Source organism: Crinalium epipsammum PCC 9333, from assembly GCF_000317495.1.
In the GTDB taxonomy this organism is placed as follows: Bacteria; Cyanobacteriota; Cyanobacteriia; order Cyanobacteriales; family PCC-9333; genus Crinalium; species Crinalium epipsammum.
Window position 1 is genome coordinate 4329601 of record NC_019753.1, and the last position, 15591, is coordinate 4345191.

Below are 15591 nucleotides of genomic sequence, written 5' to 3' on the forward strand. Positions count from 1 at the left end.
GTTTGGGTGTTACTGGTTGCCTACCAGCCAGGACGTATCTTTAGTAGAAATGTCTGGTTTCTTTATTGTAGACACTGACATAAACACGCAGCGAATAAACCAGAAAACGACTGAATCAATTATTCTGTGGGTTCGACTGGACTTTCTTCTAAAGTTTCTACAGGTTCTGGTGCGGCGGCAACTTTGACAAGTGCATGGCGCAACACGCGATCGCCCAAGAAATATCCTCTTTGCAGTTCTTCCATCACTGTACCTTCTGGATGTTCATCAGTAGGTTGGCGAAGCACCGCTTCATGCAGGTTGGGATCAAAATCTTTACCTTCTGGGCGCATAGGAGAGACACCTATACGCTTGAGAGCATCTACCAGTTGTTTGTATACACTTTGGTAGCTTTTATGGATACCCATTTCTCCATCATTTTGTGGCTTGAGTTGGGATCTTGCTCGCTCAAAGTTATCAACTACTGAAAGTAGCTCGGTAATTGTCGAACACTTAACTTTAACTTCTAATTCTTCTTTTTCTTTAGCTGTACGCTTCCGAAAATTCTCAAAATCTGCGGCTATCCGCATATACTGACTTTTTAAGGAATCACTTTGCTTTGTGCTTTCATCCAACTGCGCTTTTAAGGTTTCTACTTCTTGCCTTAAAGCTTCCTCTGTCTCTCCACTGTTAGCTTGGTGTCCTAAGTCTATCTGCTGACTAGATTCAGGTGATAAGGGTTCTGTTTGACTCTCGGAAACTACTGGATCGGAATTAGGCTCTATATTAATCACTTCAAATGTTGATGATGTACCATGAGCATTATCTTCAGCAATAGCTGAAGCGTCATCGATCTGATTTGAAGCGAATGGCTGATTTTCTTCTGTGATCATGGTTTACTCATTTAAATTAATAGACTGCTAGCGGGGTGCGATCGCGCTTTTTTATTACTACTATTGTTGACAATTTGGTTGGCAATATCTACCATAAGCGCGATCAGTGGTCGGTGCGGATTTACTTTGGAATTACCACTTTATTGCATGATAGTATTACCGCCATCAGAGTGGCAGGATTTTTTTTCAATCTTGATTATGCTTATACCTACATGGATGGCTAAAATCTTCACATATTTTAATCTTTCTACTTATAAATATAACATTGATCAATTTTTATCGGATTATATCTTTCGCAATTCAGGTTCAGTGTGGCAGCCACAGTTGGATAAAATCTCACTAATTGTTGTTAAAAGTGTGAATATACGATCTCAGTGGTGTCATACTTAGAATATAGCTCCCAAAGGCAATCCAATTTTAAACTAGCTGTGAAAAAAGTAGCTTACCACTCATAAATCATACTTGTAGAGTGTGGTTTGGTGACGGTTGCAAGAAGAGGAGCGTGCGATCGCACTTTCCCCGATTGTTCTAATTCGTCATTAACTATCTACTAAAAGCTATCATCGTTAATATTCCTTATACATAGTCTTTAGGTACAAATTTGCCTTTTTCTCATTCAGACTATTAAAGACCAAGGAGTAGGATTTTACCAATAATTGGTAATCTGCTACATCTACTCACCCAGGTAGCATGAGTCTTGCATAGGCGTGCCAACAACCGCCACAGACACAGCAATGGATAAGCATCCTGCTACCATTCAAGCGTTGCACTGCCAAATCACACTGATTTTTGGTAGTGAGAGTGCAATTTTGCCAAAAGCTTTTGGGCATACTTTTTATGGAGATAGTTTAAATAGCTATGACTCAATCCTCATCATCTCGGCGTGCTTTAGTTGTTCGCAATGCCAGCCATGATTTGTCGCCCTTTGCCAGCAAGCTAGTTCAGTTAGGCTACATCGACTCCGAAAAGATGCAGCAGGCGGCGCTTGAAAGTCGCAAAACTGGAAAACCCCTAACACAAATCCTAGAGTCGCTCACAGGAAAGGCGCTATCTCCTGAGTTACAGCGTCAGTATAAAAAGAATCAACTGTTTGAACTAAAGATTATATACGGCGTTGAATCTTTAGATCCGGAAATTAAACAAATTGAACAAAGTCAGGTTTCTGAGTTGATCGATACACTCATCCCTATTGATAGTTGTCGTCGCTCCCGCTTCGTACCTCTATCAAAAGAAGCAACTGAGCCACCATCTGTCTTAGTGGCAATGGTTAACCCTGATGATTTAGATGCCCAAGATGATCTAAACCGAATTTTACGCCCCCAGGGAATTAATTGGCAAAGGATGGTAATCACCGCCGAAGACTATTCCTCAATTATTAACCAATACCTAGATCAGCAAGCAAAGAAAGACGAAGCCGCTAAAGCTCAAAAGTCTTTTGATGTTCAGGGAGAAATCCAAAATCTTGAAGGACTTGAAGCCGAAGACTCCCATGATATTCCTGATGAAGATTTAACGGCAGCAGCAGAAGATGCCCCGATTATCACCCTGGTCAATAAAATTTTGGCTAAGGCATTAACTGATGAAGTTTCTGATATTCACGTTGAACCTCAAGAAGAATATTTACGCATTCGCTTTCGCAAAGATGGGGTACTCAGGGAGGCATTTGATCCTCTACCGAAAAAGATTATTCCAGCAGTTACTTCACGTTTCAAAATCATTGCACAACTAGACATTGCCGAACGACGCGCACCTCAAGATGGTCGTATCCGGCGAGTGTTTCAAGGACGTAAAGTTGATTTCCGTGTAAACACTTTACCTAGTCGCTATGGCGAGAAAATTTGTATGCGGATTTTGGATAACTCTTCCACCCAGTTGGGCTTGGATAAGTTGATTAGCGATCCAGATGCGCTACAAAGTGTCAGAGACATGGCTAGTCGTCCTTTTGGGATGATTTTGGTGACAGGTCCAACAGGATCTGGTAAATCAACAACACTATATTCAATTTTGGCTGAACGCAACAGTCCTGATGTGAACATTAGTACGGCAGAAGACCCGATTGAATATGCCTTACCAGGAATTAATCAGGTGCAGGTGATTCGCGAAAAAGGCATGAACTTTGCCGCAATTTTACGAGCATTCATGCGCCAAGACCCCGATGTAATTCTAGTAGGTGAAACGCGAGATGTAGAAACAGCAAAAACCGCAATTGAAGCTGCTTTAACTGGACACTTGGTAATGACGACTCTGCACGCTAATGATGCTTCAAGTTCAATTGCACGGTTAGATGAAATGGGCGTGGAACCCTTCATGGTGGCAGCCTCATTGCTTGGCGTTTGCGCCCAAAGGTTGATGCGACGAGTATGCACTGAGTGCCGTATTCCCTATCAACCGACTATTGAGGAGCTTAACCGATATGGTTTATCAGCTTCCAAGGAAGGCTCTGTTACGTTTTACAAAGCCAACTCCTTACAACCTGAAGAAATTAAAACTGCGACAAATCTCTGCCCAAAATGTAAGGGTCTTGGTTATAAAGGGCGTGTAGGTGTCTATGAAGTTATGCGTATAACTGAGCGGTTGCAAAGCTTAATCAACAAAGGTGGCACGACCGACATGATTAAGGAAGCGGCTGTGGAAGACGGGATGGTGACATTGTTATCTTACAGCTTAAATTTAGTGCGTGAAGGACACACAACCCTGGAAGAAGTTGAGCGGGTGACTTTTACGGATACAGGTTTAGAATCAGAATTAAAAGCAAAACGTAAGACTACTTTAACTTGTCGCATTTGTAGTGCTGGATTAAAACAAGAGTGGCTTGATTGTCCCTACTGCATGACATCTCGTTTTGAAGAATAAAAATTATTAGTTTTTGCTCTCGTGGTGATTAATTAACTACTACCTAGTAACAACTAAAAATTAAAAATTGTATTACCAAAGGAGAAAACACAATGGATTTAATGATTGAAGACTTGATGGAGCAACTGATCGAAATGGGCGGCTCCGATATGCACCTTCAGGCGGGCGCTCCAGTATACTTTCGGGTCAGTGGTAAACTCCAGGCGATTAATGAGGAGCCACTGGCACCTCAAGATTGTCAGAAATTAATTTTTAGTATGCTGAATAATACCCAGCGTAAAGATTTGGAACAGAACTGGGAATTAGATTGCTCTTATGGGGTGAAAGGATTAGCTCGTTTCCGAGTCAATGTCTACAAAGAACGTGGTTACTATGCAGCTTGTCTAAGGGCTTTAGCGTCTAAAATTCCTAATTTTGATATGTTAGGTCTACCAGATATTGTTCGGGAAATGACTCACCGACCTAGAGGAATGGTGTTAGTAACCGGACAAACGGGTTCGGGTAAAACGACTACGATGGCGGCAATGATTGATTTGATTAACCGCACACGAGCAGAACATATTTTGACTGTAGAAGACCCGATTGAATATGTTTTTGCTAATATTAAAAGTTTAGTTCACCAACGTCAAAAAGGTGAGGATACTAAAAGTTTTGCTAATGCTTTGAGAGCGGCATTACGGGAAGATCCAGATGTAATTTTGGTAGGTGAAATGCGGGACTTGGAAACAATTGGTCTAGCAATTTCTGCTGCTGAAACAGGTCACTTGGTATTTGGAACGCTGCATACTAATTCCGCCGCTCAAACTATAGACCGGATGCTAGATGTATTCCCCCCTATTCAACAACCACAAATTAGGGCGCAGCTATCTAACTCTTTGGTGGCTGTATTTAGCCAATGTTTAGTGCCTAAGAAAAATCCCAAGCCTGGGGAATATGGTCGGGTAATGGCTCAAGAAATTATGATCGTAACACCAGCTATTTCTAACTTAATTCGAGAAGGAAAAACCCCTCAAATTTACGGTTCTATCCAAACTGGTGCTAAGTTGGGGATGCAGACGATGGAGATGGTTTTAGCGGCTTACGTCAAGTCAGGGGCAATTTCATTTGAGGCGGCAATGGGCAAGAGTGCCAAGCCAGATGAGTTACAGCGTCTTCTTGGTGCAGCAGTTGCTAAATAATGTTGATAGCTATCAATTTTGAAGTGAAGAGTTTTGAGGTGGAAATTATTCGTTTAATTACTAGCTCAAAGCTCATAATTTACATAAATAATAATAAATGGGATTAGGTGATTCATGCCTACATATGTTGCTGAGGTTCGGGACTCTCAAGGAAAAGCTAAGAAAGAAAAAGTAGTGGCGGGTACTATACACTTAGCACGAGATGTTCTACGCCAGAAGTATCCTTCTGTGCAGAATATTAAAGAGTCTCAAAGCTTTGATTTAGCAAGCTTTGATATGTCAGCTTTGGAAATAGCTTTATCGAAGGTGACTGTAAAAGATAAAGCTGTGTTTTCCCGTCAATTTGCAGCTATGGTCAACGCTGGTGTTGCTTTGGTGAGATGCTTGGGTGTTTTATCTGAGCAGTGTAGCAATGCCAGGTTGAAAAAAGCACTTGTAGCAATTAATGCTGAGGTACAACAGGGAACCAGCCTTTCTGAGGCTATGCGTAAACATCCTGATTGTTTTGACAACTTATATATAAGTATGGTTCAAGCGGGTGAGGTCGGTGGTGTCCTTGATGAAGTTTTGAACCGATTAGCAAAAATTCTTGAGGATATTGCACGGTTACAAAACCAAGTTAAAGGAGCGATGGCATATCCCACTGTAGTAGGGATATTGGCGGTGATTGTGTTTATTGCGATGACGGTATTTTTGATTCCCATTTTTGCGGGCATTTTCAAGAATCTAGGCGGGGAACTGCCAGCACTGACGCAGTTTATGATGCTGTGTAGTGATGTCTTGAGAAGTTGGAGAATCCTGATACCTATTTGTACTATTATTGCTACTACTTTTGCGTACAAGCAGTATTACAAAACACCAGTTGGCCGCCTGACAATGGATCGTTTTTTCTTGCAGATGCCTATCTTGGGTGACTTGAATCAAAAATCAGCAGTTGCTCGCTTTTGCCGAATTTTTGGAACTTTGACTCGTTCAGGGGTGCCAATTCTTAACTCTTTAGAAATTGTGGCATCGACGGCAGGAAATCAGGTGATTGAAAATGCCATTAATGCTGCTAGAGCAGACATTCAACAGGGTGGAATGCTGAGTCTTGCGATTGAAAAGGAGAAGGTGTTTCCTCCTTTAGCAGTTCAAATGATTAGTATTGGCGAGGAAACTGGTGAGTTAGATGGCATGATGATGAAGGTTGCCGATTTCTATGAAGATGAGGTTGAGCAAGCTGTAAAAGCCCTAACGAGTGTTCTAGAGCCTCTGATGATGGTGGGTTTGGCAGGGATGGTTGCTGTAATTTTGCTTTCAATGTATCTGCCGATGTTTGCTGTGTTTGAAAAATTGGGCTAGAGGTCGAGGAAGTTGGGGCGTTAGTAGTAATACCTGCAATATAAGTCAACCTGCTTTAGGATAGAGATCCAAGCTCAAGATGCGCGATCGCACTGTTGTTGAATATGCCTACTGATCAGGTTAATTTGTCCGTAGATAGTAATGTTGCACCCCAACAGTCAAATAAAGAGCCGTTATTGGGTAAAGATTTAGCCCAATTAACTACTTGGGTACAACAACAGGGACAACCAGCTTACCGAGGACAACAATTATATCAGTGGATATATAAAAAAGGAGTGCGATCGCTCTCGGATATCTCTGTATTTTCCAAAAGTTGGCGTGAACAATTGCAGGATGTCCCTATCGGTCGCTCAACGCTGCATTTTCGCTCTGTTGCTCCCGATCAAACCGTAAAATACCTTCTGCGACTTGCTGACAATCAAATTATTGAAACCGTTGGCATTCCTACAGATCAACGCCTCACTGTTTGCGTATCTTCGCAGGTGGGATGTCCAATGGGTTGTGACTTCTGTGCTACAGGTAAGGGAGGTTTCATTCGCAATTTAGAGCGGCATGAAATTATCGATCAGGTTTTAACTGTCCAAGAAGACTTTCAGCGCCGTGTTAGCCATATTGTATTTATGGGTATGGGCGAACCTTTGCTGAATACAGAAAATGTTGTCGGAGCAATTAAGTCTCTCAATACTGATGTTGGTATTGGGCAGCGATCAATAACTCTTTCTACTGTCGGTATTCCTGGTAGAATTCGTAAACTAGCTGCTGAGAAATTACAAGTTACTTTAGCAGTAAGTCTTCACGCTTCAAATCAGGCGATTAGATCACAACTTATTCCTTCTGCTCACAGATATCTTTTAGAAGATGTGTTAGCAGAATGTCGCGAATATGTAGAGTTGACTGGGCGGAGATTGACGTTTGAATATATTCTGTTGGGCGGACTTAACGATTTACCAGAACACGCAGAGGAACTAGCAAGACATTTGCGAGGGTTTCAAAGTCACGTCAATTTGATTCCTTACAACCCTATCCGTGAAGCTGAGTATCAACGTCCTAATCATCGCCGTGTACAAGATTTTGCCGATGCTTTGAAGCAACGACACATAGCAGTTAGTATCCGCTACTCGCGGGGATTAGAAGCCGATGCTGCTTGTGGACAACTTCGTGCTTCTAAAAGTTGATGGCAATAGTGAGTTTAAAAGATTTTTAACTTTTCTACTTTAGGTGCGTATAAGCCAGGAGCATAAGCTTCGATTACTTTCCCTGTGCGAGAGCAAGTCACCATTAAGTAATCACAACTAGGACATTGTGTGCGAGTTAGTTGAGCAGTTAATAGGTGATGACGTTCCCCTTTGTCTCCACAATTAGGGCAGCAAATCTCTTGTGTTATACGCATATTCAAACCTCAGTATTTTTAGTTACGACAGAAAAAAATTAATTATGATGCTGTTGTGTTTATAAAATGTAAACAAAAAACACAAACTGTATATTAAATAAACAATTCAGAAACCAGCATTAATTTATTATGACGGTATTTGTACTGGTATGCTATATAACTTAGGGTAGGGGATCAAGTCTTAATACATTCTTAATACCTGGGGATCAATTCCACAAATTTTATGTGGTTAAGCTTATTTTCCTAAAATAGTTTTTTACTGGGCATAACCTTGAGCCAAGGTTATAGCTTCAGCTTGTTGCTGGCAGTTGGTTGGCAGTTTTACTATAAATGTTGTACCTGCTCCTACTTGACTTTGGATATTTATTTCGCCTTGGTGTAGGTCTACAGATTGCTTAACAATTGCCAAACCTAGTCCAGTTCCAGGGATTTGACCAACATTACTAGCGCGGTGGAATGTCTCAAATAAATGTTTCTGATCTTCTAGAGGTATCCCAATTCCTTCGTCTCGTACCTCAAAAACCACTATTTCCTCTTGGCAATCACACAATAAATGTACGGTACTACTTGGAGAAGAATACTTAACGGCATTCGTCATCAAGTTATTTAAAATCTGCCGGAGAAGTTTTTCGTCTAAGTAAGCATTATTACCATCGCCTTTAGTTACAAAATTAATTTTGTGAGTAAGGGCGATGGTAAGTTGGATTTCACTGACTAATTCTTCACAAAATAAGATGGGATTAAGTAAAACGGGATTAAATTCTTGTTTACCCGCTTCGCTTTTGCCAATAACTAACACATCTTCCAGCAGTTTACTCATGGTTTTAACTGACGAGTGAATGCGCTTGAAAGCTTTGTTTTTTTTCGTTTGATCCCATTTATGACTATAATTTTGCAGCAGTTCGCTAGACAAAAGGATTGTGCTTAATGGTGTGCGAAATTCATGGGAAACCATTGATATAAAACTAGATTTAAGTTCATTAAGTTCTTTTTCTTGTTCCAGGGATTTGTTAATTTCTTCTTCGGCTTGTTTACGATCAGTTATATTTTCTGCAATTCCAGCAATGCGGTAGATTTCGCCCCTCTCATTATGAATGGGAAATTCCCGCCCCCAAATCCAGCGTAAGAAACCGTCAGCGCCGATAATTCGATACTCTTGGTTGAAAAAATCTTGACATTGATGACTTTTTTCAACGGCTGCGATTACGCGATCGCGATCATCCTGATATACAGCATCTAACCATGATTGAGGATGTTTGTACAAACTTTCACGATGATAACCCCACAACTTTTCGTAAGCTGAACTGATATAAAGTACTTGATCTTTTTCTGGGTCAAATAGCCAAAAGACTTCGTTAATATTTTCTGTAAGTTGACGGAATTGCTTCTCGCTTTCTTGTACTGCTTGTAGCAGTTGAGACTGAGAAATTGTAATTGCGGCTTGATTTGCTAGTTGCTGCAACAGTTCAATTTCAAAATTATCCCAAATCCGTTGACTATTGCATTGATGAGCTATCAATAAACCCCAAAGTTCATCCGCATAAATAATCGGTACTACTAGCTTGGATTGTATGCCTAAATCTTCTAAAAATTGAGCGTGGCAAGGGGAAATTTGAGCATTTTCTAGCGCCTCAATTGCCTGAATTCTTCCTTTTCGGTACATCTGATGGTACTCAACGGGAAAAACTTCGGGTAAAAATTGGCGATTTAAAAGGCTGGGTAGGTGCGAGACAACGGATTCTGTAACGACGGCGCTACCAGTGCCATCAGGAAAAACCCTCAAAATTAAAACTCGATCTACTTGTAACAGTGAGCGGACTTCATTGACGGTAGTTTGCAGGATTTCTTCTATCTGTAATGATTGGCGAATTTTGAGGGCAATTGTGGCTAAAAGTTGCGATCGCCGATTTTGTCGTCGCAATTCTAATTCGGCTCGTTTGCGTTCTGTAATATCCCGACCAACATAGATAAAGTTATATAAACCTTCTACTTCTGATTTAATTGCTGAACAAGAAAAGGCTACAAAAATCTCTTCCTGATTTTTTGTATAACAAACTGATTCTATATTCTGTAAATGTTCCGATTCAGATAGCAAGCAAAGTTGGTGGTCTTGGGGTAAAAAATCTGTACTTTTAATAAATTGTGAAATATGTTTACCACTGATTTCTTCTACGCTATAGCCTAATAGAGATTCGGTTGCTTGATTAATTGTTTCGATTATTCCTGAGTTGCTTGTTACCAGCAAGGCATCACCCATTGCCGCAATAATTCTATTAAGATAATTGCGATAACCTGCTACAGAGTTTATTAAAATATTTGTTTCATTTGTTTGTTGCTTTAATTGCTGTTGCAGTAGCATTTTTTCGGTAATATCTTCTAAAAAAAATATTAATTGCTTTTCTAAACAGGCTTCGGTTTTTATTGGGTTAGTATATAGATCAAAATATAGTCGATTTTTTTTCTCTAAGGAACGACAAATCCCTTTAACTTCAAAGCTAAGATCCTGTCCTTGCATAATTAAATTTAGACGCTCTTCAGCACCGATTAGCTCAGGAAAACACCTTCGAGCATCTTGACCAATTATCAGTTCGTTAGGGTAATCAGCAAAGGGTAGTATTCCCTCAGAAAAATCCAATATTTTGAGATTTTCATCTAGCCGCAAGTACTGATGATTTCGAGGTAGAAATATTTTTTTAATGTAGAATTCATGTATGCTTAACGGTTGCGATCGCTTCCAAGACTGGACTTGTAGATTTAGCTACCTTAAAACTTAAATTTAAGCAAGTCAGGGTAGTAATAAGTTTTATTAATTTTGTGGACTCATAAAGTTGACGTTCGATCTGGGCAGACAATGCGATCGCGCATTTGTTCTGTTGTTAGTTCAGCCATATAAATCACCCTTGAGCAAAACTCATCAGAATTGATTGTTAATCAAAACTATAAATTTGCTCTGATACCGACAGTTTAACATCCAGCATCAAGGATAAATAAAGTGAATAGGTAAATCACCTGAAAAAATATCAAACTATAACCCCTACCCGCAGCTTCGGGAAGGGGTTGAAAAAATAGCGCGTCTCTACTTATGATTATCGGTGATTATTTTTAACATCTTGCACTAAACGATCTAATTCCAGTTGCATTTGCTCTTCAACTTGTTGATAACAAGCATCTACATAAGCGCGATCGCTTGCTGCCTCACGTCCACTATGCTCGAATATAATCGGCTTACAGATGCGAGTATGAATTTTTGCAGGTAAAGGAAAGTCTGGTATGGGACCAATTCCTAAACCCCAAGGCAGTCCTAAATATATGGGAAATACTACTGGATCAATCCCAAATAACCAAGGCATACCTTGTTGATGTAGTTGCTTTAGTTGTTCGTAGAAGTCAGCGAGGACTATAAGTGTATCATGTGCGCCTTCTGAAATAATCGGGATGATGGGTGCGCTTTCTTTCAGTGCAAGTTTAATAAATCCTTTACGTCCTGCGAAGTTAATTTGATGGCGGAGGTGATGAGGTCGAAATACATCTTGTGCGCCCCCAGGATAAACTAGCACTGCTGCGTCTTTTTGCAAACCTGCGATCGCCATTTTGGGGTGTGCCATAACTCCACCACACTGCGCTGCCCATTGAGTGATGATTGGTGGCGAAAGCTTCCAGACAGTAGGGTGCATTAAACCATAAGTTAAACGCTCAGTACCAAAGCGCCGATACCAATCATACATACACATAAACATATCCGGTGCAGCCAAACCGCCGTTATGAGAACCTACTAGCAGCATCTTTCCTTGTGCAGGTATATTCTCCCAACCATCAGTCGTTACCCGAAAGTAGTAGTTATATAACCATTCCCAAACGGGCAGAAAAGATTTAATCGCCTGGGGGTCGCGTGCCTCTAGTGACCAACCATCATAACGCTGGTGAGAAGCTTTGCTGTTCTCTGTTTGGTTGCCTTTAAAAATATCGAAAATATCAAACAATGGTTTTTTATCCTTTAATTGCGTAATTTAGGATAATCTGCAATGGAACTAACTGGCAAATTTAGATCCCCCTAAATCCCCCTTAAAAAGGGGGACTTTGATGGGCTTCTCCCCCCCATAAATTAGGGGGTTAGGGGGGATATAGATACGTAATATGATGTCTGCCAAATCCCCCCCCCCGCACTGCCCTTGCTCCCTCCCCTTTATAAGGGGAGGGTTGGGGAGGGGTGTACTCGATTAGTATGCAAAGCGATATAAATTTTATTTATTTAAAATCAAATTAACTATATTTAATTCATGTGAATTTAAAAGATAACGCTCAGTAAAGAATTTTTCTCTAATTTCTTCTAAACTGTAGCTATTAAAAACTACAAAAGGAAACTCTCCATAGCCATCCCCTATCGGTAGCATATTACCAACCGAATAAAGATGGCGAATATACATTTCTAGGATATCACGAAATTTGTTATTTGCAAGTTCTTCTTCTTGGCTTAAATATTCTTTAATCGCATCGCCATTAAGAAAAGTAAACAAAGGGAAAGCATAATATTGATCCGCACGCTGACTGAGTTGTTCTAGTTGCTGACTTCTTTCCGTTGGTTCTTTTAATTTATTCAGTAAATCAATCGCATTTTTAGTTGCATGACGTAAGTTATCATGGTAATCCTGACTATAGCCAATTACTTGTAAATCTGTTAATAAATTTGCAGTTAAATTAAGTAACTTATCTAAGTGAATTTGATAAGTTTCCTCGATTTTTTTCTCGCCTGTGGGTACAACTAACAAACTCCCACAGAGATAACCTGTCTCTAATACACCAAATTTTATTAACTTATCAAAACCTTGATTAATTAATTCCGAAAACTCACTACTTAAACGCTTTTGTAAGGCTAAATAAGATAGTTGCGGTTTTCCTTGATTATCCTCAGAAGGATAAAGTTTAAAATCAGTATTATTAAGTAATTCTCTAAATTGCTCGTAAACCCTTTTTAAGCGGATATCACTAGGTTTGCGATGATATTCTTGTTTTAATTCTCTGAGTAAATTAGCTAGTTGGAGAGAAAAACTTTCTCCTGCGGCTGAGACAGATTTACCACCGATAGGAATAATTAAACAATCCTGTCTCCCGATAGTTCCATTTCCGACAATTCTAGTTAAAATAGCAGCTTTAAGAATCAGTAATAAATTGATGATGTTGAGGCTACTTTCTTGTAGAGATATTTGAGGATCATCCTGATTATAAAAGGCGTTTTCCCCTAGATAAAAGATTAGTTGCTTTTCTAGTTGATCTAATTGTTTATTCCCCCTTCCCCTATAAATTACCTGGATAATTTCCATCAAGTTTTTCTCCACTTGAAAACGGGGTATATCTACGAGGATGCTATTTACTTTGGGGAAAGATAAACCGCGACTTCCCGAAGAAGTCATAAAGATTATTTTTACATCATTTGTACGGGTTGGAACTTGTTTTTTCTCTGTTTCTGAAAGATTGGCGTGTACTTCTAGGTAATCTTCCTGGGGTTTAAACTTCTCCCTACTTTTCCCAATTTGTTCAATTAGCTGTTGTAATCTTTGCTTATTTTGGATGTAGACTAAAATTTGCCCTTCTTGATCCCAAAGTCGGTTAATATCTTTAATTATTTCTGATTGGAGAGTTGCTATTAAATCATCCTGATTTAGTCTTAATTCCTCTTTTTTGGGGAATGGTTGAGCATTAATAACTACTTTGTAAGTAAAATTTAACTTACTTGCGGGGTAAGAGTTAGCATTAATTGCGATCGCATTTGCTCGTTTAAACTTAAATTCCTCTACAGATAAAGCAGCACCAGTCGTTTTAGCTTTCCTAAAAAATATTTTATCCGGTTCCGGTGTGGTATCATTTAAGTGTTGTTTGATCACATCCTGCTCAACAATAGAAGCATCAGCAACAATAATTTTGGGATTGAAACCATATCTCTGATCGACTAGCTCATAAGTTTTAAAAATATCGTTAATGCGACTAAGAAATTCTACCCCGCTATCATCTCCGGTAATTTCATCAATCATAATAAAGATATGTTTGATGCGCCGAGATAGTTGACGCATCTTTTCAGGATTAGGTTTACCTAGTTTCTTGTTGTAAGCACCTTTAAATATTTTATCAAAATGCTCTAAGGTATCTCCATTGATAGTTTTCTTTAGAGACTGGATAGAAACAGAAGCGACAATTTGGTTAGAGATATTTTCCTCAATTACAGCATAGATACCCTGACAAATACTAGCGAGGACAGCTTGAGTATTTAGGGATACAGTTTGAAGGTGAGTTTCACTTTGTCGCTTTACTTTAGAATTAAGTTTACTGCGACGGGTTAGATTATTTTTTGATGGAATAAAATTAACAGTTTTTTATAAAACTCGTCTTGTATTTGCAGGGAGGAATATTGAACTGTAGTTTTCCCCCCATTATCTGCAATAATATTAGAATTAGTATTGAGACAAAATAGGCGTGGATCGCAGAGTTCGTTTGTATCTGGATTAGTGAATTTTTCGATAATATCTAAGTTTACTTGCTTACGGGGACTGACGTAGAAAAACAAGAAACCTTCATCTTTATGAGCTTTGAGGAAATCTGCGATCGCAGTCGTTTTACCAATCCCAGGATTACCAGTTAAAAACACATAAAGATCATCTGATAATAAAGCTCTTTGAATTAACTCATTATGAGCGTTGCGTAAATCTAAATCAGGGTTGAGTTGTAATTGTGCCGCTAAATTAAGGGGGATTTTACCAACAGTATTACAAAAATCATCTAATTGTTCTTGATGGGTAATAACCGTAGTTTGATTAATAGGAATATTTGATAAATCATTAATAAACTGTTTCCCACCCTTAAAACTTCTCTCTGCTTGGCGTTTGATTAACTCTAAAACTTTTTGACGCGCTATGTGAATTTCCTTAATACTAGAATCATGTTTATAAATCTCATAACAAGGCGCTAAAAGGTTAATATTTTCCCTTTTAACTGTAATTGTACTTATTCCGCGATCGCTATATCCCACCGCACTAATAACTAACTTCGCTTCCTGCGGTAAAATTTCCTTCTCTTCTAAAAACTTCCAAAAACTATAAGCATATCCACCCGCCTGAATTAACTTAGCACTTTCTTTATCAGTATATTTAAAAGCAGTAAAATAATCCTTTAAATCCGACGGAAATAAACCAGCTAAATCATTACCCTCACCTGTATCTATTCTTAGCTGGGAAAACACGCTTTTAGAGCGCAAGTAATTAAGCTCACGAATAAGTTTACTTTTAATCAACCCCACAAATTCTAAATTAGTCAAATCCTGCTCAGACTTGAGAGAAAATAACGATGTATCTAAAGCGAAAATTCTATATTCTCTTTTATTGTAACAAAATAAAATTAGCGTATCTGCCTTAAGAAATTCTCCCTTCTTTAAATAGCGATTAAGAATAATTTCGATCTCATCTTCTGTGAGTTTGTTGATATTATCTGAAAAACGATTTAGAGTCTGATTTAAAGATGTACGTTCATCCTTATGGTAAGTATTTATACTATTTTCATCTGAAAAGCTGCACTGGTAGTACAAAACCTCTAGGTTATCTAGTTTCCAGCGTGTAGATTTGAGATATTCTCCCATAAAGTTTAACCCACCAAGAAACCCCCTCAGCAGCAGAAACTCACTCCAATTGGTAACAATATCTTGATCTAGCTGACTAATAGCATTTGCTCTAGCTATCAATGGTTTAAGTATTTTGCGAAATTTCAGTTGTTCTAAATCTACGCGGTAAAAGTCTACCCAATTCTGACCTAGCTGGTTTTGTTGGAAGTAGGCGAGGATACCTATATTAAATCCAACTTCAAAAATACGTCCCTGATCTTCTGACAACATAGAATCAATTAACAATTAACAATTATCAACGTAGGTTGGGTAGAACGAAGTGAAACCCAACATTTACAATAGCTGGTGTTGGGT

The 15591-nt window shown here is 39.1% G+C and carries 11 protein-coding genes; 5 read left to right on the plus strand and 6 right to left on the minus strand.

Going from position 1 to position 15591, the window contains the following annotated elements; translation table 11 throughout:
• Nucleotides 1-119: 119 nt before the first annotated feature.
• Nucleotides 120-872: a nucleotide exchange factor GrpE gene (grpE, locus tag CRI9333_RS18765; RefSeq protein WP_015204748.1), complete on the minus strand. Its 753-nt coding sequence runs from the start codon at nt 870-872 to the stop codon at nt 120-122.
• Nucleotides 873-907: 35 nt separating this feature from the next.
• On the opposite strand from grpE, the gene CRI9333_RS18770 reads away from it, so the two are divergent.
• The 5 genes from CRI9333_RS18770 to rlmN all read left to right on the plus strand — a co-directional run bounded on the left by CRI9333_RS18770 (nt 908) and on the right by rlmN (nt 7419).
• Nucleotides 908-1096, plus strand: coding sequence for a hypothetical protein (locus tag CRI9333_RS18770; RefSeq protein WP_041226121.1), 189 nt, complete (start codon nt 908-910; stop codon nt 1094-1096).
• Nucleotides 1097-1730: 634 nt separating this feature from the next.
• Nucleotides 1731-3725 (plus strand): GspE/PulE family protein, encoded by a 1995-nt coding sequence (locus tag CRI9333_RS18775; RefSeq protein ID WP_015204749.1) that lies wholly within the window; start codon nt 1731-1733, stop codon nt 3723-3725.
• A gap of 92 nt (nt 3726-3817) precedes the next feature.
• Complete coding sequence (locus CRI9333_RS18780; protein WP_015204750.1) at nt 3818-4903, plus strand: type IV pilus twitching motility protein PilT; 1086 nt, start codon at nt 3818-3820, stop codon at nt 4901-4903.
• Between the two features lie 114 nt (nt 4904-5017).
• Nucleotides 5018-6244, plus strand: a complete 1227-nt coding sequence (locus CRI9333_RS18785; RefSeq protein ID WP_015204751.1) for a type II secretion system F family protein — start codon at nt 5018-5020, stop codon at nt 6242-6244.
• Between the two features lie 104 nt (nt 6245-6348).
• Nucleotides 6349-7419 (plus strand): 23S rRNA (adenine(2503)-C(2))-methyltransferase RlmN, encoded by a 1071-nt coding sequence (gene rlmN / locus CRI9333_RS18790; protein ID WP_015204752.1) that lies wholly within the window; start codon nt 6349-6351, stop codon nt 7417-7419.
• Nucleotides 7420-7433: 14 nt separating this feature from the next.
• On the opposite strand, the gene CRI9333_RS18795 is transcribed toward rlmN, so the two are convergent.
• From CRI9333_RS18795 to CRI9333_RS27895, 5 genes are all read right to left on the minus strand, one after another.
• On the minus strand, nt 7434-7634 hold the full coding sequence (locus CRI9333_RS18795) for a hypothetical protein (RefSeq protein WP_015204753.1): 201 nt from the start codon (nt 7632-7634) through the stop codon (nt 7434-7436).
• A 256-nt stretch (nt 7635-7890) separates the two neighbouring features.
• A complete protein-coding gene (locus CRI9333_RS25140; protein WP_051035407.1) occupies nt 7891-10269 on the minus strand; it encodes a PAS domain S-box protein in 2379 nt (792 codons plus the stop codon).
• Between the two features lie 451 nt (nt 10270-10720).
• The gene (locus tag CRI9333_RS18805) at nt 10721-11614 is read right to left on the minus strand and encodes a lysophospholipid acyltransferase family protein (RefSeq protein WP_015204755.1); all 894 of its coding nucleotides are present in this window, start codon (nt 11612-11614) and stop codon (nt 10721-10723) included.
• 261 nt (nt 11615-11875) lie between these two features.
• Nucleotides 11876-13699, minus strand: a complete 1824-nt coding sequence (locus CRI9333_RS27890) for a helicase-related protein (protein ID WP_232229353.1) — start codon at nt 13697-13699, stop codon at nt 11876-11878.
• Between the two features lie 263 nt (nt 13700-13962).
• Complete coding sequence (locus CRI9333_RS27895) at nt 13963-15507, minus strand: ATP-binding protein (protein ID WP_232229354.1); 1545 nt, start codon at nt 15505-15507, stop codon at nt 13963-13965.
• Nucleotides 15508-15591: the final 84 nt, after the last annotated feature.

Bases quoted from the DNA above. Each gene is read 5' to 3' on its own strand.
- CRI9333_RS27890 (WP_232229353.1), bottom strand. From the start codon at position 13,699: ATGCGTCAACTATCTCGGCGCATCAAACATATCTTTATTATGATTGAT.
- CRI9333_RS18785 (WP_015204751.1), top strand. From the start codon at position 5,018: ATGCCTACATATGTTGCTGAGGTTCGGGACTCTCAAGGAAAAGCTAAG.
- rlmN (WP_015204752.1), top strand. From the start codon at position 6,349: ATGCCTACTGATCAGGTTAATTTGTCCGTAGATAGTAATGTTGCACCC.
- CRI9333_RS18780 (WP_015204750.1), top strand. From the start codon at position 3,818: ATGGATTTAATGATTGAAGACTTGATGGAGCAACTGATCGAAATGGGC.
- CRI9333_RS27895 (WP_232229354.1), bottom strand. From the start codon at position 15,507: ATGTTGTCAGAAGATCAGGGACGTATTTTTGAAGTTGGATTTAATATA.
- grpE (WP_015204748.1), bottom strand. From the start codon at position 872: ATGATCACAGAAGAAAATCAGCCATTCGCTTCAAATCAGATCGATGAC.
- CRI9333_RS18775 (WP_015204749.1), top strand. From the start codon at position 1,731: ATGACTCAATCCTCATCATCTCGGCGTGCTTTAGTTGTTCGCAATGCC.
- CRI9333_RS18795 (WP_015204753.1), bottom strand. From the start codon at position 7,634: ATGCGTATAACACAAGAGATTTGCTGCCCTAATTGTGGAGACAAAGGG.